This window comes from Nonomuraea sp. NPDC023979 (genome assembly GCF_040639085.1).
Taxonomy (GTDB): Bacteria; Actinomycetota; Actinomycetes; order Streptosporangiales; family Streptosporangiaceae; genus Nonomuraea; species Nonomuraea ceibae.
Map to the genome: position 1 here is coordinate 183,648 of NZ_JBEZZG010000013.1, position 17,405 is coordinate 201,052.

A 17,405-nucleotide genomic window follows, 5' to 3' on the forward strand; every position below is an offset into this window, starting at 1 on the left:
CTGGCTGGTCGGGGGGCTGGCATGGCTTCTTCTCGCGGCATCTTCCGCCGCAAGCCGGTGGAGCAGATCGCGGAGGAGCACGAGGGCGAGCTGTCGCGCTCGCTCGGGCTGTGGCAGCTCACCGCGATCGGCATCGGCGGCATCATCGGCGCGGGCATCTTCGCGCTGGCCGGCGCGGTCGCCAATCAGACGGCGGGGCCCGCCGTGCTGGTGTCGTTCCTGATCGCGGGGGTGGCCAGCGCGGCGGCGGCGTTCTCGTACGCGGAGTTCGCGGGGATGATCCCGAAGGCCGGGTCGGCCTACACCTACGGCTACGCGGTGCTGGGCGAGCTGGTGGGCTGGCTGATCGGGTGGGACCTGCTGCTGGAGTACACGGCGATCGTGGCGGTCGTCGGCATCGGCATATCCGGATATTTCGGGTTTTTGGTGCAGCAGTTGGGGTTCGGGCTGCCCGCCTGGATGCTGGGCGCGCCCGGCACCGGCGAGGGGCACGTCGTCGACCTGTTCGCGGTGCTGCTCTGCCTGCTCATCGCCTTCATGCTGAACCTCGGCATCCGCACCGCCGCCCGGTTCGAGACCATCGTGGTCGTCATCAAGGTCGCCGTGGTGCTGCTGGTCATCGCGGTCGGGTTCTTCCACATCAACACGGCCAACTACTCGCCGTTCTTCCCGTTCGGCATCGGCGGCGCGATCACCGGCGCGGCCACGGTGTTCTTCGCCGTGTTCGGCTACGACGCGATGAGCACCGCCGCCGAGGAGTCGCGTGACGCGCAGCGCCACATGCCCAAGGCGATCATCTACTCGCTCGTCATCTCCATGATCCTGTACGTGCTGGCGACCCTGGTGCTCACCGGCATGCAGAACTACCGCGACATCGACCCCGAGAGCGGCTTCTCCTCGGCGTTCGCGGCGGTCGGGCTGTCCGGGCTGGCGACGGTGATCGCGGTGGGGGCGATCGTCGGCATCCTGACCGTCATGTTCACCTTCATGCTGGGGGTGACGCGGGTCTGGTTCTCGATGAGCCGCGACGGGCTGCTGCCGCTGTGGTTCGCCAAGGTGCACCCGGTACGGCGGGTGCCGTCGCGGGTCACCTGGATCGTGGGCGCCGCCTCGGCGGTGATCGCCGGGTTCCTGCCGATCCGGGAGGCTGCCGAGCTGACCAACATCGGCATCCTGCTGGCGTTCGTGGTGGTGTGCGTGGCGGTGATCGTGCTGCGCTACCGGCAGCCGGACCTGCCCCGCCAGTTCCGCACGCCGGGGATGCCCGTGGTGCCGGCCATCGGGGTCGTCTTCTCTCTGTGGCTGATCACCTTCCTGGACCCGATGACCTGGCTGCGCTTCGCCGTCTGGTTCGCGATCGGGCTGGTCATCTACTTCGCCTACAGCCGCCGCCACTCCGCGCTGAACGGCTGAGGGGGCCGAACCGGGCGGCGTCCGCGTGCGTACCTCCTGCAAAGCCCTGGAGGTCATGATGCTGAAGGCCGTTCTCGTCCGGGTCGCGGCGGTCGTGGCGCTCGCGGCCGGCTGCTCGCCGGCCGCGGGCGCGCCCGCCCCGCAGGCGGGGTACACGGAAGCCGACGTGCGCTTCTCCCAGGAGATGATCCCCCATCACCGGCAGACGATCGCGCTGGCGAAGCTGGCCGCCGAGCGCACCCGCGACACGTACGTGCGCGAGCTCGGCGAGTCGCTGGCCGAGGGGGAGCAGGCGGAGATCGACCTGATGGCCTCCTGGCTGCGCGCGTGGGGGCGGGCCGTGCCCGAGGACCACGGCTCCGCGCACGCCATGCCCGGCATGCTGCCGCCCGAGCAGGTCGCCGAGCTGGCGCGCACCTCGGGCGAGGCGTTCGACCGCAAGTGGCTGCCGGTGATCGTGGATCATCTGGAGGCCGGCGTGCGGATGGCCGAGACCGTGGAGGCCGAGGGGGCGCACCGGGAGACGGCCGAGCTCGCCGAGGAGATCGCCGAGAGCCAGCAGGCCCGGATCGACGAGATCGTCACCCGCAAGACCCCCGTTTGATGACGAAGCGGACAGTAGGTTAGGCTTGCCTAAGTGTTGAAGGTCAGTTGGTGACCCGCGCTGGCCCCACCTTTCCTCCGTGATGTGGACGTGGCCGCGCGCGTCCACGGAACAAGGAACATTCATGCAGTTCAGGCTCCCCCGGGTGCGCGTGTCCGCGCTCCTGTTGTCCGCGGCCCTGCTGGTCGTCACCGGCTGCGGCTCCACCGAGCCGCCGTCCGCCGCGCCCGCCCCGACCGGGAGCGCCGGCGGCGGGGACACCGCCGGCGCCTTCCCGGTGACGATCGACAGCGCGCTCGGCCAGGCGACGATCACCGAGCAGCCGCAGCGGGTCGTCACCCTCGGCCAGGGCTCGGCGGAGACCGCGATCGCGCTCGGCCACACCCCCGTCGGCATCGAGAGCTACCCGTGGGGCAGCGACAAGACCGGCTACCTGCCGTGGATCCACGAGGCCGTGACCAAGGCCGGCGGCACCCTGCCCAAGCAGTTCGCCGGCGGCGAGAACATCGACTTCGACACGATCGTCGAGCTCGACCCGGACGTCATCCTGGCCCCGTGGTCCGGCATCACGCAGGAGCAGTACGACATCCTCAAGGACATCGCGCCGACCGTGGCCTACCCGGACCTGGCGTGGAGCACCAACTGGGACCAGCAGATCGAGATCGTCGCCAAGGCGCTGGGCAAGCCCGCCGAGGCCCCCAAGCTGATCGCCTCGGTCAAGAAGCAGCTCGCCGACGCCGCGGCCACCCGCCCGCAGTACAAGGACGTCACCTTCTCCTACATCTACACCTCCGGCCCCGGCACGCTCGGCGTGTTCAAGCCCGAGGAGCAGCGGGTGGAGATGGTCTCCTCGCTCGGCCTCACCGTGGACCCGGTGGTCGACACCTTCAAGGAGACCGAGGGCACCGACTCGGCGCTGATCGGCCTGGAGAACGCCCAGAAGCTCGCCAAGAGCGACCTGGTCTTCACCTTCTACACCGACGAGAAGACCCGCAAGGAGATCGAGGCGCAGAAGCTGTACGCGGCGATCCCGGCGGTCAAGCGCGGCGCCGTGGTGGCCAGCGACGACACCCCGTTCGTCACCGCGTCGTCGATCATCAACCCGCTGACCGTGCCGTGGGTGATCGACCGCTACCTGCCGCTGATCGACGAGGCCGTCGCCAAGCTGGACAAGTAACCCGTACCGGTTGAGGACGCCCGCCCCCACATGACGACCACCCCCACATGACGCTCACAGCACGCACCGCGCCGGGCGGCGCGGGCCCGGGGAGCACCCGCGCCCGCGTCGCCCGGCCGCTGTTCTTCCTGCTCGCCTCGCTGGCCGTGCTGGCGTTCGCCGTGCTCGCCAGCGTCGCGTTCGGCAGCCATCCCACCTCGATCGGCGACGTGCTGGCCGTACTCGACGGCACCGCCGACGCCAACACGACCACGGTGATCGAGAGCCGCTACCCGCGCACCGCGCTCGGCCTGCTCGCCGGGCTCTGCCTGGCCGTCGCCGGGACGCTCATGCAGGGCATCACCCGCAACCCGCTGGCCGACCCCAGCCTGCTCGGCATCACCGCGGGCGCGTCGGCGGGCATCGTGTCCGCCACCGCGTTCCTCGGCGTGTCGGGGCAGTGGGGCGCGGTGTGGTGGGCGCTGCCCGGCGCGCTGCTCGCCGGGCTGCTCGTGCACGTCATCGGGTCGGCCGGGTCGGGGGCCGGGCTGGTGCGGCTGGTTCTGGCGGGCGCCGTCGTCACCGCCGTCCTCACCGCGTACGTGCAGGCCGTGACGCTCGGGCTGCCGCGCGTCTTCGACAGCTACCGCTACTGGGTGGTGGGCGCGCTCGGCGGCCGGGACTTCGACGTGCTGCTGTCGGTGCTGCCGCTGGCGGGGCTCGGCCTGCTCGTCGCGGTGCTGATCGCGCCGGGGCTGAACGCGCTCGCGCTCGGCGACGAGACCGCGGCCGCCCTCGGCACCAGCCCCGCCGCCATGCGGGCCGGCGGGCTGCTGGCCTCGACGCTGCTGTGCGCGGCGGCGACCGCGGCCGTCGGCCCGATCGGCTTCGTCGGCCTGGCCGTGCCGCACATCGTGCGGGCGCTGGCCGGCGTGGGCTTCCGCGCCCAGATCGTGTTCTCCGCGATCGTCGGCCCGGCCCTGCTGCTGCTCGCCGACGTCGCGGGCCGGCTGGTGCTGCGCCCGCAGGAGCTGATGGTCGGCGTCGTCACCGCGTTCGTCGGCGCCCCCGCGCTGCTGCTGGCCGTACGCAGGATGAAGGGCAACGCATGACGGTCGTCAGGATCGGACGGGTGATCGCCGTCCCCGTCGGGCGGGCCGGCGCCGTCGCCGCCGCCGCGGTCGTGGCGCTCGTCGCCGTGGCCGCCGTCGCCACCCTGTCACTGGGACGGCTCGGCATCCCCGTCGCCGACCTGCCGCAGGCGCTGTTCGGCGGGGCCGAGGGCAAGGCGGCGTTCGTGCTGGGCCGGCTGCGCGGGCCGCGCCTGGTCGTGGGCATCGGCACCGGGGCCGCGCTGGGCCTGTCGGGCGCGCTGTTCCAGACCGTGACGCGCAACCCGCTCGGCAGCCCGGACGTGATCGGCGTCTCCGCCGGCGCGGGCGCGGGCGCCGCGTCCGCCGCGCTGTTCCTGCCCGGCCTGCTGCCGGTGCCGCTCGGCGCGCTCGCGGGCGCCGTGCTCGCCATGGCCGTCGTGTACGTCTCCACCGGGACGGGGTTCCAGAACCCGGGCCGCCTCATCGTGGCCGGGATCGGCGTCTCGGCGATCTCCGTGGCCCTCACCCAGTACGTCGTCTACGCCGTCGAACGGGACAAGGCGACCGTGCTCATGGCCTACCTCAACGGCAGCCTGTCGGCCCGGTCCTGGGACCACGCGGTCACGATCTGGCTGGTGGTGCTGGTGTGCGCGCCGCTCGTGGCGCTGCTGGCCCGCCGCCTGGACATGACGGAGCTGGGCGACGAGCTGGCCGCCGGGCTCGGCGCGGAGCCCGGCCCCACCAGGACCGCCGCCGTGACGCTGTCGGTCGTGCTGTCGGCCGCCGCCGTCGCCGTCGCCGGGCCGATCGCGTTCATCGCGCTCACCGCACCGCAGATCGCCCGCCGCCTGACCGGCGGCCCCGGCCCCCACCTGCTGCTGTCGGCGCTCGTCGGCACGCTGCTGCTGGTGCTCGCCGACCTGGCCGCCCAGCAGCTGCCCGTCCCGGGCAACCTGCCGGTCGGCGTCTACACGATGGCCGTCGGCGGCCTCTACCTCGGCTACCTGCTGACCCGTGAATGGCGGAAGGGAACACTGTGAGCACTTCGGGGCTGGGCGTCCGGGACGTCACGATCTCCTACGGCGGCGACCCCGTCGTGCGCGACGTCAGCCTGGACATCCCGGACGGCGAGCTCAGCGTGATCATCGGGCCGAACGGCTGCGGCAAGTCGACGCTGCTCAAGTCGCTGGCCCGGGTGCGCAAGCCCGACCGGGGGCAGGTGCTGCTCCACGGCAGGGACCTGTGGTCGTACCGGGGCAGGCAGGCCGCCCGGCACGTCGCACTGCTGCCGCAGAACCCGGTCGCGCCCGACGGCATCACCGTGCGCGACCTGGTCCGGCGCGGCCGTTACCCGCACCACACGCTGCTGCGCCAGTGGTCGCCCGGCGACGACGCCGCGATCGAGTTCGCGCTGGAGCGCACCGCGCTGCACGACCTCGCCCACGTGCGGGCCACCGAGCTGTCGGGCGGCCAGCGGCAGCGCGCCTGGGTGGCCATGGTGCTCGCCCAGCAGACCGACCTGCTGCTGCTCGACGAGCCGACCACGTTCCTCGACATCGCCCACCAGTATGAGCTGCTGGAGCTGTGCCGGGAGCTGCACGGCGAGGGCCGGACGATCGTGGCCGTGCTGCACGACCTCAACCAGGCCGCCCGGTTCGCCTCCCACCTGGTCGTGATGCGCGAGGGGCGGGTGGTCACGCAGGGGCCGCCGGCGGAGGTGCTGACGTCCGAGCTGGTCGCCGACGTGTACGGGCTGCCGTGCGACATCGTGCCCGACCCGCGCACGGCCAGCCCGATGGTGGTGCCGCACGACCGCCGCTGAGCTCCTCCCCGCCCCGGGCCGCCGCGTCAGGACCTGACGAGGCGGGCGATCGCGTCGGAGGCCTCCTTCACCTTGGCCTCGGCCTCGGGGCCGCCCTTGAGCGTCGCCTCGGCCACACAGTGGGCCAGGTGCTCCTCCAGCAGCGAGAGCGCGAAGGACTGCAGCGCGCTGGTGGCCGCCGACACCTGGGTCAGGATGTCGATGCAGTACTTGTCGTCCTCGACCATCCGCTGCAGCCCGCGCACCTGGCCCTCGGCCCGGCGCAGCCGCCGCAGGTGGTCTCCCTTGTTGCCCGTGTATCCGGCCATCGCCCCGTTCCTTTCCGTCGTCCCCGTAGATGACAACATACCCCCTGCCGGTATTCCCCGCAGCCGTTACGGGGCCGGGACGCTCCTAAGCTCGATGACATGGCGACCACCCAGCGACGAACCACCACAGCGCCCGCGCCGCAGCGGCGGGCCGACGCCGAGCGCAACATCGCGGCCATCCTGCACGCCGCGCTCCGCGCGCTGAGCGCCGACCCGGCGGCCAGCGTGGCCGACATCGCCAAGGCCGCGGGCGTGGGACGGGTGACGCTCTACGGCCACTTCCCCTCCCGCGAATCGCTCGTTGACGCCGTGTTCGCGCACGCCATGAGCCAGGCCGAGGCCACGCTGGCGGCCGAGCCGCTCGACGACCTCCCGGCGGCCGAGGCGCTCACGCGGCTCGTCGCGTCCTCCTGGGAGGTGCTCGACCGGCACCGGCGGCTGCTCGTCGCCGCCGACCGCGCCCTGTCGACCGAACGCATCCGCGAGTGGCACGACCAGCCGCTCGCCCGGGTCGAACGGCTCATCGCCCGGGGCCGCGACGAGGGCGCCTTCCGCACCGATCTGCCGGTGTCGTGGCTGGTCAGCACGTTCTTCAGCCTGCTGCACACGGCCGCCCAGGAGATCGAGTCCGGCCGCCTCGACCGGGCCGACGCCGCCGCCGTGCTGAGCGCGACCCTGCTGGGGGCCTTCCGCGCCGCCTGACGCGACTCCGGCTGGACAAGGGGTACGGGGGTATGGTGTCCTGCAACTCGTACACACGTGTTCAGGTTAGGAGTCCGGGCGATGAATGTCCAAAACCCCGTCAGGTGGAGCGTGCTCGCGCTGCTCTGCCTGGCGCAGTTCATGCTGATCGTCGACATCACCGTGGTGCAGGTCGCCCTGCCGAGCATCGGCGCCGACCTGGCGCTCGACCGGGAGGCGCTCACCTGGGTCGTCACCACCTACACGCTCTGCTTCGGCGGGCTCATGGTGCTCGGCGGGCGGCTCGCCGACGCCTTCGGCGCCCGCCGCCTGCTCGTCGCCGGGCTGGCGCTCTTCACCGTCGCCTCCCTGGCCGCCGGCCTTGCGCCGAACGGGCCCGCCCTCATCGCCGGGCGCGCCCTCCAGGGGGTCGGGGCCGCCCTGCTCTCCCCCGCCGCCCTGTCGATCATCACCACCGCCTACCACGGCGACCGGCGCAACCGCGCCCTCGCCGTGTGGGCCGCCATCGGCGGCTCCGGCGCCGCCGCCGGCGTCCTGCTCGGCGGCCTCCTCACCGCCGGGCCCGGCTGGACCTGGGCGTTCTACGTGAACGTCCCCATCGGCCTGGCCGTCCTCGCGATCCTCCCCTCCCGCCTCCCCGTACGCGCCCCCGCCCCGGCACACCACGCCGCGCACGCCGCGCACAGCACGGCCGGCACCCACGCCGGGGCTGCCCACGGGCACGGGCACGGCACGCACGGCGGGCACACCGCGCATGGGGCGCACGGTGGGGGTCGAGGCCGGGTGGACGTGGTCGGGGGGCTGGTGGTCACCGGGGCCACCGGGCTGCTGATCTACGGGCTGACCAGGGCCGGGGAGGTGGGCTGGGGCTCGGCGGGGACGCTATGGGTGCTGCTCGCCGCCGTGGCCGGGTATGCGGCGTTCGTGGTCGTGGAGCGGAAGGTGCGGGCGCCGCTGATGCGGGCCGAGACGCTGGCCCGGCGGCCGGTGCTGTCGGGGATGTTCGTGATGCTGATGGCCACGGCGTCGATGCTGGGCCTGTTCTTCCTCAGCTCGCTCTACCTGCAGCATGTCCGCGGGTTCAGCCCGCTGGAGACGGGGCTGGTGTTCCTGCCGGTGGCGGTGGCCATCACGGCGGGCGCGCACGTGGCGGGCCGGCTGGTGGGGCGGATCGGCGGCCGGCCGGTCGCCGTGGCGGCGTTCGCGCTGACCGCCGCCGGGGCCGGGCTGATGGCGCAGGTGTCCGCCGACGGGAACGTGTTCACGACGTTGCTGCCGGGGTTCGTGGTGGCGGCGTTCGGGATCGGCCCGGCGTTCGTGACGGCGACGAGCACGACGATGGCGAACGTCTCCCCTGCCGAGTCCGGTGTGGCGTCCGGGGTGGTGAACACGTTCCACGAGCTGGGCGGGTCGATCGGCGTCGCGCTGGTGTCGTCGGCGGCTGCCGCGGCGCTCGCTCCGGGCGGTGACGTGTCGGGGTTCGCCACCGCGCTGACGGCCGTCGCGGTGGCCGCGCTGGTGGCGGCGGCGGTGTCGCTCCTGCTCGTGCCCCCGGGCCGCCCGTCGGGCGCCTTCGTGGGCCACGGCCACGGGCACTGACTGGCGGCACTGACCAGGGGTACTGACCGGGAGCACTGACCGGCGGCACTGCTGGTCAGGGGCCGGTGATGCGCCGTTCGCCCTTGGTGGTGATCACGTACACCTGCCAGTTGTAGTAGACCAGGTAGTTGCGCGGGTCGCGTTTGATCTGCTTGGCGTGCAGCAGGATCGCGTCCACGTACGCCTGCGACGGGTTGTAGGCGTGCAGCGCCCGCTGGTAGTCGCGGGGCGCGCCGGTGGCGCGCAGGTAGTTGGCCGCCGCCATGACGGCGTCGCGGGTGTCCTGGATGTCGCCGCCCATCCCGTACGCCTTCCAGGTCGCGGGCATGAACTGCATCGGGCCCTGGGCGCCGACGTGGCTGGCGGAGCGGACCCTGCCGAACTTCGTCTCGGCGAACATCACCGCCGCTAGCACCTCCCACTCCACGCCGAAGCGCCGCTCGGCCTTCTTGAAGTAGCCGCGCAGCTCGCTCGCGGGCCGGGCGGGGCGGACCTTGATGACGCCGGTGCCCTTGACGGGGTGGGCGAGGGAGAGCAGTTCGCGGATGGCGGCGGTGTTGTCCCTGGCCTCGGCGGCGAGCCGGGCGGGCAGGCGGGCGAAGGCGCGGGCGGCGAGCTTGGGGTGGCGGGCGGTGTGGCGGTAGATGCGCTGCTGGTGGAGGGCGAGCAGTTCGACGTCGCGGGGCGGCTCGCCGTCGCCGTCCCAGGCGTCGACGGCGTCGGCGAGCTCGGCGCTGGTCCGTTTCAGGGCCTTGGCGAGCTCGGCGGCGTCGCCCGGGATGGGCTCGTCCGGGTCGGGGAGGTCGAGCGCGGCCGGATCCCCCGACGGGCTCGCCGATGCCGAAGCCGACGCTGATGCCGAGGCCGACTGCTGCGGCTGCGGGGAGGCCGATGACGGATCGGCCCGGGGCGCCGTGCGTGGTTCGGCTCCGCAGCCTGCGGCGGCGGCCATGAGGACGGCCGCCGTGAGGGCGGAGACGAGGGCGGGCGGGGCGTGGCTCGGGCGTACCTCCATGACGGGCCAACCTACCCAACCCGGGCGTCAGCCCGCGGGCGGGGCCGCGCCGAGCTCCACGCAGCAGGCGCCCTCGCGGGGGCGCAGGGCGGCGTCGACGGCGGAGGCGCCGAGCCCGTCGAGGAACGCGGCCAGGAACGCGTGGTTGATCGCGCACACCAGGTCGGGGTCCTCGGCGGCCAGCGGGTGGAACGGGCAGTTGCGCAGCCGCATGAGCGTCGGCGTGACACGGTCGGGCTCGAAGCCGTGGCTTTCGAGGGTCTGCGCGGCGCAGGTGAGCGCCCGTTCGGCGCCGAGACGGCCGGGTTTGAGCCGGTCGCGTTCGGCCTCGCCGAGTGCCCGGCCGCGCAGCCCGGCGACGCGGAGCGCAGCGTCGCGGCCCGGCTCGCCGGGGGCCTGGGCCCGTACGGCCTCCAGGAGGATGGCGGCGAGCAGGCCGTGCTCGCGCTGCGGGATGCTGACGCGCACGTCGAGCCCGGCGGGCTCGTAGACCTTGGGGGCGCGGCCGACGCGGCGGGCGCCGGACGGCTGCGCGTAGCGGGCGGTGAGCAGGCCGACGTCGACGAGCTTGTCGAGGTGGAAGGCGGCGAGCTTGCGGGAGATGCCGACGCTGGCGGCGGCCTCGTCGCGGGTCACGGGCGTCCCGGCGCGGCGGATGAAGTCGTACATGCGGCGGCGCAGGTCGTCGCCGAGCGCCGCGACGGCGTCAAGCGAGGGTTGGCTCACAATCCGAGAATAACACCCATTCCTGTACGTCAATCCCAGCCTATTGACGGGTGCGCGGAGTTTCACTAAAACTCGTTGGTGAAATAGGAGGTGGGCCATGTCCAGTCCGCTGTTCCGGGCCAAGCGTCCCTCGACGCCGCTCGCGGGGCCGTACGGGCATCCGCTGCATCCGATGCTGGTGACCGTGCCGATCGGCGCATGGGTGACGAGCCTGGTCTTCGACCTGGCCTCGCTCGTGACCGGTGACGCGGGGTTCCTGGCGAAGGGAGCGCTCTGGCTGATCGCGATCGGCGTGATCGGCGCCCTGGCGGCGGCCGCGTTCGGGTTCCTCGACTTCCTGGCCATCGAGCCCGGCACCGCGGCCTACCGCACGGCGCTGGCGCACATGGGGCTGACCCTGACCGTCACCGCCGTGTTCGGAGCGGCGTGGGCGTGGCGTCTGCCCGGTGACGCGGTGGGCGCGGGCCAGCTCGCGCTGTCGGCGGCCGGGCTGGCCGGGCTGGCGGCGGCGGGGACCCTGGGCGGCAGGCTCGCCTACCGGTACGGCGTCCGGGTGGCCGACGAGGTCACGCAGGCCGCAGGCTTCCGTCAATCGTGACGAGGAGCAATCGTGAGAAGGAGTAGGACACCATGAGCACCACAGCGCTCGTCACCTGGGTCGTCACCGCGCTCGGCGGGTTCTTCATGCTGGGGCGCTGGCTCTCGCGCCGTCGCGGCGGCGCCTCCGGCCGCTTCCCCGTCCCCGTCGTCTCCGGCCACTTCCTGCTGGCCGCCGCCGGCCTCGTCGTCTGGATCGCCTACCTGGTGACCGGCGCGACGGCGCTGGCCTGGGCGGCGCTCGTCATCCTGGTCCCAGTGGCGCTGCTCGGCTTCGTCCTGCTGGCCCGGTGGATCCCGGCGCGCGGCACGGCGGCGCCCGAGGCGGCCATCCCGGTGGCCGTCGTCGTCGCGCACGGCGTGTTCGCCGTCGCCACGCTGGTGCTCGTCCTGCTCACCGCGGTGGCCGCGGCCGGGGGATGATTCCGGCATGGAGATCTGGATCAACCCCGCCTGCTCGAAGTGCCGTTCCGCGCTGTCGGTGCTGGACGCGGAGCGGGCCGCGTACACCGTGCGCCGCTACCTGGACGACCCGCCCACGGAGGGCGAGATCCGGCAGGTGCTGGCCCGGCTGAGCCTCGAACCGTGGGACATCACCCGCACCGGCGAGCCCCGCGCGGCGGAGCTGGGCCTGGACGACTGGCCGCGCGACGCCGGCAGCCGCGACCGCTGGGTCGCGGCGCTGGCGGCGAACCCGATCCTCCTCCAGCGGCCCATCATCACGGCCGAGGACGGCCCCACGGTGATCGCCCGCACGGAGGAGGCGGTCCGGTCCGCACTGGGCTGACGCACTGGGCTGAGCCGGACGGGGTGAGGCCCGCGCGGGCCTCACCCCCTGGGTTCTCTAGTACGAGTACGCCTGGAACTCGGCGGCCCGCACCTGGTCCCGCTGCGGGCTGGCCGTGGCGCAGTCCGTCGCGGAGTTGGGATCGGCGTCCTGCTCGCCGGCGTAGAGCGGGTTGCCGGTGCACTGGGTGGTGAGCGTGCGGAGCATCAGGTGCGTCGCCGTCGTGGCGGGCACCCGGAACGACTCGATGAGCAGATCGGCGCCCCGGGGCCGCGGCAGCGCGGTCCAGAACGCGTCCGCGGGGCTGGTGTAGATCTTCGTGAAGTTCGCCGGGTCCGCGCAGTCCTGCTGGCAGGCGAGCACCTCGAAGGAGCGCAGCGCGGAGAACCGGTTCTGGCCGCCCGGGTCGGCGGGGTCGCCGACGTTGGGCCTGAGCATCGCGCTCACCTGGACCCGGCGGATCTTGACGGGCTCGTCGCCCGCCAGGTCCACCGTGACCGCTTTGCCCGCCGGGGCGCCGGTCAGCGAGGCCCAGTTCGTCGCCTCGGTCTCGTCGATCAGCTTGGCGTGGTTGACGCCGTCGCCGGTGGCGGCGGCGCCGGCGGACGCGGAGGCGTGGTTGCGGGTCAGCGGCAGCGGGAGCGGCAGCGTCACGCCGCCGACCACGACGAACTTCAGCCGCCGGTGCCCGAACCCGGCACCGGCGACCACGAAGTCGTAGACGCCGGGCGTCATCGTGACGGTGTCGCCCAGCTCGGTGGCCGGATCGGTGTCGGCGACCGGGACCGCGCGGGCCTCGTAGTCGCCGACGTAGAGCCGCAACGCCGCGTCCTTCGCCTCGCCGAGCGGCTTGAGCCGCAGCTTGCCGTTCTTGCCCTCGGGGTCGGCGAAGCTGGGCACCGGGTCGGGGTCGTTCGGCCCGTTGCTGGACGCGCCCTCGCCCAGGCCGTGCTCGGCGAACGCGCGCCACATGATGTCGTGGTTCTTGCCGCCGAACCGGATGGTGTCGGCGGCCAGCAGCGCGTCACGGTGGTCGACGTAGCTGACCGCGCCGGACGCCATGAGCAGCAGCGCGTCGAACGACAGCTGCGCCCAGCGCCGGTTGCCCGGGCAGCGCTCGACCGGGGTCCGGCCGTCGGCGCACGCCTTCTGCTGCCCGGCGCTGCCCTTGCCGTAGCGCTTGACGAACGCGGCGCGCACGTCGTACTGGGTGGCGGTCCAGATCTCGCCGTCGGCGTGCACCTGCTGGCCGACGATGTCGTAGGCGACGTCGCTGTAGTTGAGCGGCGACTTCGACATGTCGTAGTTGCGGATGCCGCGCGTGGCGTCGCCGGTGACGTACCCGCCGGTGACGTACGGGGTGTCGCCGCGCGGACGGAACCCGTACTCGAACAGGTACTCCATGGCGAACAGGTCGGAGGTGCTCTCGTTCATGGCCCCGGCCTGGGCGCCGCTCCAGCCGGCGTTCGGGCCGCCGATCATGCGGCCGGAGATCGCGTGGCTGTACTCGTGCCCGATGACCGACATGTCGTAGTCGCCGTCCACGCAGGGCGCGTAGAAGGCGCCGGCGATCGGCTGCCACAGGTACATGTTCGTGATCGGCGCGACCCCGTCGGGGCCGGTGATCTGGTTGGCGTTGTCGCGCACGCTCAGCACCCGGGCCCCGGCCTGGGCGTTGCCCAGCTCGGGGTCGCCGCCGAGCCCGCCGCGCTCGCCGTTGTCGTCCTGCATGTTCCACGCGGTCTCGGTGAAGCCGAGCCGGTAGGACCAGTCGTGCATGCGGTTGTGCATGGCGTGCAGGTTGGCGATGGACGCCTCGAGGTCGTTCTCTCCCGGCTGGTCGAACACCGCCGGGTCGCACTTGGCCTCGTACCAGGTGTTGCGCCACGGGTAGACGTAGTCGCGGCCGGGCGTGGCCACGTTGGAGCGGGTGCCGACGGTGAACGGGTCGCCGCTGGCCCGGTTCTCGAACGTGTGCGCCGCGTTGCCCTTGCTGGTGCCGGTCGGCGTGCCGGTGGCGTGGTCGACGTCCCACGCCTTGCCGGTGGCCGGGTCGCCGCCGACGACGTAGTCGCAGCCGGGGCCCGCCGCGTGGCACCAGATGTCGCGGGTGTCGGCGGAGGAGTAGTCGGCGGGCGGATTCGCCGGGAACGCCGCCCAGCTCGGGTTGTCCGGGTCGGCGTGGTGGTCGACCAGGTTCTCCCGGACGAGGACGGCGCCGCTGACGGCGTCCACGTGCGTGGTGTACGCGGCGGCCTCCTCCGGGTCGCCGCCGATCAGGACGACCTGGTAGGCGCTGTGCACGCCGTCGGCCGCGGGCACGGCCACCTTGGTGACCTTCTTGGTGGTGGCCTTGGCCAGGTCGATGCCGCCGTCCCGGGCGGCGATCTCCAGCGCCTGCTGCTCGCTGATCGCCGCGGCGGGCGGCGCGGCCGTGTCGCGCGACAGCGACGAGGTGACATGACGGATCTTCCCGCCGGAGACGCCCACGGCCACCATGCCGTCCACACCGGCCGGCAGGTCGCCGAACCGCTGCCGCAGCAGCACGGCGTGGCCCTCGCCGATGGGGTTGACCGCGACGCGTTCGAGCGCGTCCACGGACGCGCCGGACAGGCCGAAGAGCGCCTCGTTGGCCTTCAGGTACGCGCGCGCGGCCTGTTCGGGGTCCGCGCCGAGCCCTTCGGCCAGCGGTTCGGCGCCGGTCACGACGGCCGGGGTGCCGAGCGCGTTCCAGCGGACGCCGTCCGCCGCCGCGCTGCGGGCGACCCCGGCGGGCGGCGGGACCGTGCCCCGCCGGTTGTCCAGGTCGGGCTTGCCGTGGCTCTCGCCCTGGAAGTCGTGGACCTCGGCGGCCTGCGCGCCGGGCTGACCGGTTCCGCCGGGCTCACCGTGGGCGGCGCCTGCCAGGGGCAGGGCCGAGGCCGTCAGGGCGACGACCAGAAGAGTGCTGCGTAACCAGGGTTTTGCTGACACCGTTGTCCTCCTGCACGCCAGAAGGCGCGTGTGCCACGCGCCTCCGCAAGAGGTAACACTCGTTTCATTGCATGACAAGAACTTGTAAAGGGCGAAATATCGGCGTATAGAGGGGCGCGGCCGGGTGCGCGCCCCTCCTCCTTGTTTGCCTACCGCTGCGGGGCGAAGGCGGCGGCGTGCTCGCCCACCCACTGCGCGAACGTCCTGGCCGGGCGGCCCGTGACCTCCTCGACCGTGGGCAGCACCGTGGAGCCGGCCACGGGCGGGTCGGTGCGCACCATGAGGAAGAAGTCCACGTCGTCGTCCGAGTAGCCCTCGGCGCGCCACCGCTCCACCATCTCGTCACGGCTCAGCTCGACGAAGCGCAGCTCGCGGCCCAGCACCTCGCCGATCACGCGCACCTTGTCCGGCGGCGTCAGCGCCTGCGGACCGGTCAGCCAGTACTCCTGGCCCGCGTGGCCGTCGCCGGTCAGCGCGGCGGCGGCCACGGCCGCGATGTCCGCCTCGTGCACCATCGCGCTCCTGGACTCGGCGAACCCGTCACGCACCACCCCCTCGGCGGCGATCGGCCCGGCCCACTCCAGCGCGTTCGACATGAACTCCACCGGCGCCAGGTACGTCCACTCCAGCCCGCCGGCCTCGATCGCCTCCTCCAGCGGGCTCTTGCCCACGCCGCCCTTCAGCACCGTCACCCTGCGCACGCCCGAGCGGAGCGCCAGGTCCACCAGCTCGGGGCCGTTCGCCAGCGGCCGGTAGTCGGAGGCGTCGAAGCTGATCAGGTGAACGGCGGTGACGCCGGCGAACGCGTCGGCGAGACCGCCGGTGTCGGCCAGGTTCCCGGCCACCACCTCCACGCCCGCCGGCAGCCCGGCCTTCGCCGGGTCCCGGGTGAGGGCCCGCACCGGGTGCCCGGCGGCCAGCAGCTGCTCGACCAGCGGGCGGCCGACGTTGCCTGTGGCGCCCGAGACGAGAATGGTCATGAGAGTTCTCCTTCCGTTGCGCCGCCGACGCTAGGAGGGATCGCGGCAGGCTTCCGTCCGCGATCGGCGGCAGGATCCCGGCCATGTCGGGGCGTGGGTGACGGCGTACGGCGGCGGGCGCTCCCGCCGAGGCGGCCTCAGGCGCGGCGGCGGGCCCGGTAGGCGGTGGCCTTGGCGCGGTTCTGGCATGACAGGCCGCAGAACCGGCGTGAGGCGTTGCGGGTGACGTCGTAGAAGACCAGGTCGCAGCCGGCCGCCTCGCACGAGCGCAGCCGCAGGCCCTGGCCGACGCCGATGACCATGGCGAGGGCGGTGCCCGTGCTGGCGGCCCAGGCGTCGACCGGCGCGGCGTCGCGGGCGTGGAAGCCCAGCATGGGCGGGTCCCCGTACAGGCAGGGAACGGCGCCGTGCCGCACGAGCATCGCGTTCAGCCCGGCGACCGCGCCGGGGTCGGCGGTGAACGCCGGGTGCAGTTCGGCGGCGACGGCGGCCAGCGCGGCGGCGTCGGCGGGGACCTGCCCGTGGCCGGGTCCTGCGGCCTCGGCGACTGCGGCCAGGCGCGCGGCGTCGTCGTCGGGCCGCTCGGCGGGGCGGCCCCGGGCCTGGGTGATCACGAAGGTGTTCACCAGGACGGCCGCCAGCTCCACCCATCGCCCGACATAACTGTCTATTTGGGATTGACCAGTGATGCGCCATGCCTCTATCGTCACCGTCATACCTTAACTAGACAGTGAGGATTTCGGCATGTCGAAGCTTGCCCGCAGCATGTGGCACCAGCTTGAGCCCATCCACGCGATCGTGTACTTCTCGCCGGAGGCGTTCGAGGAGGCGGCGGCGCTCGGCTACGACGTCGAGTCGCGCTGGCCCGCGTACTTCGCCTACCGGCTCGCCCCGCTCGGGGCCGTGGGCGCCCGTTCGGCCGCCTCCGCGTGCTACAGCTTCAGCCCCGGCATGGTCGCCGAGCACGTCCCCGCCGCCTGGGAGACCGCCTCCCCCGCCGACGTGCTGCGGGCCAGGCTGACGGCGGTGGACCGGACGTACCGGACCCTGCTCGGCGACGCGCTGGACGGCGCGGAGCTGGCGGAGGCCGCCGAGCTGGCCGGTCGCGCCGCCCGGAGCGTGACGGCGGCGGGGCGGCCGCTCGCCGCCGCCAACCTGGACCTGCCGTGGCCGGACGAGCCGCACCTGGCGCTGTGGCACGCCGCCACCGTGCTGCGCGAGCACCGCGGCGACGGCCACCTGGCCGCGCTGCTGGCCGCCGGGCTCGACCCGTGCGAGTCGCTGGTGTCGTTCGCGGCGATCGGCGCGGCGCCGGTGGAGAACTTCGCCGGGCGCGGCTGGAGCGCCGAGGAGTGGGCCGCGGCCCGCGACCGGCTGGCCGCGCGCGGGCTCGTCGACGACGCCGGCCTGGCCACCGCGCGCGGCCGCGAGCTGCGCGACCAGGTGGAGCGGATGACCGACGAGCTGGCCGCCGGGCCGTGGCGCGAGCTGGGCGAGGAAGGCGCCATGCGGCTGGCGAAGCTGATCGGGCCGGTGCTCGGCCCGGTCTTCGGGTCCGGGCTGCTGCCGATGACCAGCACGCTCGGCATCGCCACGGTCAAGGCGCCCGACTGACCACCCGTGTGCTAA

Annotated in this window: 18 protein-coding genes; 12 read left to right on the top strand and 6 right to left on the bottom strand. The window is 73.4% G+C overall.

Annotated features, from left to right (window positions below):
• Nucleotides 1-21: 21 nt before the first annotated feature.
• The 6 genes from AB0G11_RS23695 (at nt 22) to AB0G11_RS23720 (ending at nt 6,089) form a co-directional block, all read left to right on the top strand.
• Nucleotides 22-1,413 carry an amino acid permease gene (locus AB0G11_RS23695; protein ID WP_219511553.1) on the top strand — a complete coding sequence of 464 codons (1,392 nt, stop codon included), beginning with the start codon at nt 22-24 and terminating at the stop codon, nt 1,411-1,413.
• Between the two features lie 58 nt (nt 1,414-1,471).
• A complete protein-coding gene (locus tag AB0G11_RS23700) occupies nt 1,472-2,017 on the top strand; it encodes a DUF305 domain-containing protein (protein ID WP_357588231.1) in 546 nt (181 codons plus the stop codon).
• Nucleotides 2,018-2,141: 124 nt separating this feature from the next.
• The gene (locus AB0G11_RS23705) at nt 2,142-3,194 is read left to right on the top strand and encodes an iron-siderophore ABC transporter substrate-binding protein (RefSeq protein ID WP_357588233.1); all 1,053 of its coding nucleotides are present in this window, start codon (nt 2,142-2,144) and stop codon (nt 3,192-3,194) included.
• Nucleotides 3,195-3,241: 47 nt separating this feature from the next.
• The gene (locus tag AB0G11_RS23710) at nt 3,242-4,285 is read left to right on the top strand and encodes an iron ABC transporter permease (RefSeq protein ID WP_219511550.1); all 1,044 of its coding nucleotides are present in this window, start codon (nt 3,242-3,244) and stop codon (nt 4,283-4,285) included.
• On the top strand, nt 4,282-5,307 hold the full coding sequence (locus AB0G11_RS23715) for an iron chelate uptake ABC transporter family permease subunit (protein ID WP_357588235.1): 1,026 nt from the start codon (nt 4,282-4,284) through the stop codon (nt 5,305-5,307). The genes AB0G11_RS23710 and AB0G11_RS23715 overlap by 4 nt, the downstream gene beginning before the upstream one ends.
• Nucleotides 5,286-6,089 (top strand): ABC transporter ATP-binding protein, encoded by an 804-nt coding sequence (locus AB0G11_RS23720; protein ID WP_219511546.1) that lies wholly within the window; start codon nt 5,286-5,288, stop codon nt 6,087-6,089. Before AB0G11_RS23715 ends, AB0G11_RS23720 begins: the two co-directional genes overlap by 22 nt.
• Before the next feature lie 26 nt (nt 6,090-6,115).
• Here AB0G11_RS23720 and AB0G11_RS23725 read toward each other — a convergent pair whose 3' ends face one another.
• The gene (locus AB0G11_RS23725) at nt 6,116-6,397 is read right to left on the bottom strand and encodes a metal-sensitive transcriptional regulator (RefSeq protein WP_219511544.1); all 282 of its coding nucleotides are present in this window, start codon (nt 6,395-6,397) and stop codon (nt 6,116-6,118) included.
• 99 nt (nt 6,398-6,496) lie between these two features.
• Here AB0G11_RS23725 and AB0G11_RS23730 point away from each other — a divergent pair, with 99 nt between their 5' ends.
• A complete protein-coding gene (locus tag AB0G11_RS23730; RefSeq protein WP_219511543.1) occupies nt 6,497-7,099 on the top strand; it encodes a TetR family transcriptional regulator in 603 nt (200 codons plus the stop codon).
• Between the two features lie 81 nt (nt 7,100-7,180).
• Nucleotides 7,181-8,698 (top strand): MFS transporter, encoded by a 1,518-nt coding sequence (locus tag AB0G11_RS23735; protein WP_357588237.1) that lies wholly within the window; start codon nt 7,181-7,183, stop codon nt 8,696-8,698.
• A 55-nt stretch (nt 8,699-8,753) separates the two neighbouring features.
• On the opposite strand, the gene AB0G11_RS23740 is transcribed toward AB0G11_RS23735, so the two are convergent.
• Together AB0G11_RS23740 and AB0G11_RS23745 are read right to left on the bottom strand one after the other, a co-directional pair.
• Nucleotides 8,754-9,713, bottom strand: coding sequence for a lytic transglycosylase domain-containing protein (locus tag AB0G11_RS23740; protein WP_357588239.1), 960 nt, complete (start codon nt 9,711-9,713; stop codon nt 8,754-8,756).
• A 27-nt stretch (nt 9,714-9,740) separates the two neighbouring features.
• Nucleotides 9,741-10,439, bottom strand: a complete 699-nt coding sequence (locus tag AB0G11_RS23745) for a helix-turn-helix domain-containing protein (RefSeq protein ID WP_219511539.1) — start codon at nt 10,437-10,439, stop codon at nt 9,741-9,743.
• Between the two features lie 97 nt (nt 10,440-10,536).
• Here AB0G11_RS23745 and AB0G11_RS23750 point away from each other — a divergent pair, with 97 nt between their 5' ends.
• The 3 genes from AB0G11_RS23750 to AB0G11_RS23760 are packed head-to-tail and all read left to right on the top strand — an operon-like array spanning nt 10,537 to nt 11,823.
• Complete coding sequence (locus AB0G11_RS23750) at nt 10,537-11,037, top strand: DUF2231 domain-containing protein (protein WP_357588241.1); 501 nt, start codon at nt 10,537-10,539, stop codon at nt 11,035-11,037.
• A 32-nt stretch (nt 11,038-11,069) separates the two neighbouring features.
• A complete protein-coding gene (locus tag AB0G11_RS23755; protein ID WP_357588243.1) occupies nt 11,070-11,459 on the top strand; it encodes a hypothetical protein in 390 nt (129 codons plus the stop codon).
• A 7-nt stretch (nt 11,460-11,466) separates the two neighbouring features.
• A complete protein-coding gene (locus AB0G11_RS23760) occupies nt 11,467-11,823 on the top strand; it encodes an ArsC/Spx/MgsR family protein (RefSeq protein ID WP_357588245.1) in 357 nt (118 codons plus the stop codon).
• A gap of 57 nt (nt 11,824-11,880) precedes the next feature.
• On the opposite strand, the gene AB0G11_RS23765 is transcribed toward AB0G11_RS23760, so the two are convergent.
• The 3 genes from AB0G11_RS23765 to AB0G11_RS23775 all read right to left on the bottom strand — a co-directional run bounded on the left by AB0G11_RS23765 (nt 11,881) and on the right by AB0G11_RS23775 (nt 16,486).
• Nucleotides 11,881-14,796: a M36 family metallopeptidase gene (locus tag AB0G11_RS23765; RefSeq protein ID WP_357588247.1), complete on the bottom strand. Its 2,916-nt coding sequence runs from the start codon at nt 14,794-14,796 to the stop codon at nt 11,881-11,883.
• A 149-nt stretch (nt 14,797-14,945) separates the two neighbouring features.
• Nucleotides 14,946-15,776: an NAD(P)H-binding protein gene (locus AB0G11_RS23770; RefSeq protein ID WP_219511534.1), complete on the bottom strand. Its 831-nt coding sequence runs from the start codon at nt 15,774-15,776 to the stop codon at nt 14,946-14,948.
• Nucleotides 15,777-15,913: 137 nt separating this feature from the next.
• On the bottom strand, nt 15,914-16,486 hold the full coding sequence (locus AB0G11_RS23775; protein ID WP_357588249.1) for a CGNR zinc finger domain-containing protein: 573 nt from the start codon (nt 16,484-16,486) through the stop codon (nt 15,914-15,916).
• A 34-nt stretch (nt 16,487-16,520) separates the two neighbouring features.
• Between AB0G11_RS23775 and AB0G11_RS23780 the strand changes: the two genes are divergently transcribed.
• The gene (locus tag AB0G11_RS23780; RefSeq protein ID WP_357588251.1) at nt 16,521-17,390 is read left to right on the top strand and encodes a hypothetical protein; all 870 of its coding nucleotides are present in this window, start codon (nt 16,521-16,523) and stop codon (nt 17,388-17,390) included.
• Nucleotides 17,391-17,405: the final 15 nt, after the last annotated feature.

Bases quoted from the DNA above. Each gene is read 5' to 3' on its own strand.
- AB0G11_RS23780 (WP_357588251.1), top strand. From the start codon at position 16,521: ATGTCGAAGCTTGCCCGCAGCATGTGGCACCAGCTTGAGCCCATCCAC.
- AB0G11_RS23695 (WP_219511553.1), top strand. From the start codon at position 22: ATGGCTTCTTCTCGCGGCATCTTCCGCCGCAAGCCGGTGGAGCAGATC.
- AB0G11_RS23755 (WP_357588243.1), top strand. From the start codon at position 11,070: ATGAGCACCACAGCGCTCGTCACCTGGGTCGTCACCGCGCTCGGCGGG.
- AB0G11_RS23705 (WP_357588233.1), top strand. From the start codon at position 2,142: ATGCAGTTCAGGCTCCCCCGGGTGCGCGTGTCCGCGCTCCTGTTGTCC.
- AB0G11_RS23720 (WP_219511546.1), top strand. From the start codon at position 5,286: ATGGCGGAAGGGAACACTGTGAGCACTTCGGGGCTGGGCGTCCGGGAC.
- AB0G11_RS23700 (WP_357588231.1), top strand. From the start codon at position 1,472: ATGCTGAAGGCCGTTCTCGTCCGGGTCGCGGCGGTCGTGGCGCTCGCG.
- AB0G11_RS23725 (WP_219511544.1), bottom strand. From the start codon at position 6,397: ATGGCCGGATACACGGGCAACAAGGGAGACCACCTGCGGCGGCTGCGC.
- AB0G11_RS23710 (WP_219511550.1), top strand. From the start codon at position 3,242: ATGACGCTCACAGCACGCACCGCGCCGGGCGGCGCGGGCCCGGGGAGC.
- AB0G11_RS23760 (WP_357588245.1), top strand. From the start codon at position 11,467: ATGGAGATCTGGATCAACCCCGCCTGCTCGAAGTGCCGTTCCGCGCTG.
- AB0G11_RS23735 (WP_357588237.1), top strand. From the start codon at position 7,181: ATGAATGTCCAAAACCCCGTCAGGTGGAGCGTGCTCGCGCTGCTCTGC.
- AB0G11_RS23750 (WP_357588241.1), top strand. From the start codon at position 10,537: ATGTCCAGTCCGCTGTTCCGGGCCAAGCGTCCCTCGACGCCGCTCGCG.
- AB0G11_RS23740 (WP_357588239.1), bottom strand. From the start codon at position 9,713: ATGGAGGTACGCCCGAGCCACGCCCCGCCCGCCCTCGTCTCCGCCCTC.
- AB0G11_RS23730 (WP_219511543.1), top strand. From the start codon at position 6,497: ATGGCGACCACCCAGCGACGAACCACCACAGCGCCCGCGCCGCAGCGG.
- AB0G11_RS23770 (WP_219511534.1), bottom strand. From the start codon at position 15,776: ATGACCATTCTCGTCTCGGGCGCCACAGGCAACGTCGGCCGCCCGCTG.
- AB0G11_RS23715 (WP_357588235.1), top strand. From the start codon at position 4,282: ATGACGGTCGTCAGGATCGGACGGGTGATCGCCGTCCCCGTCGGGCGG.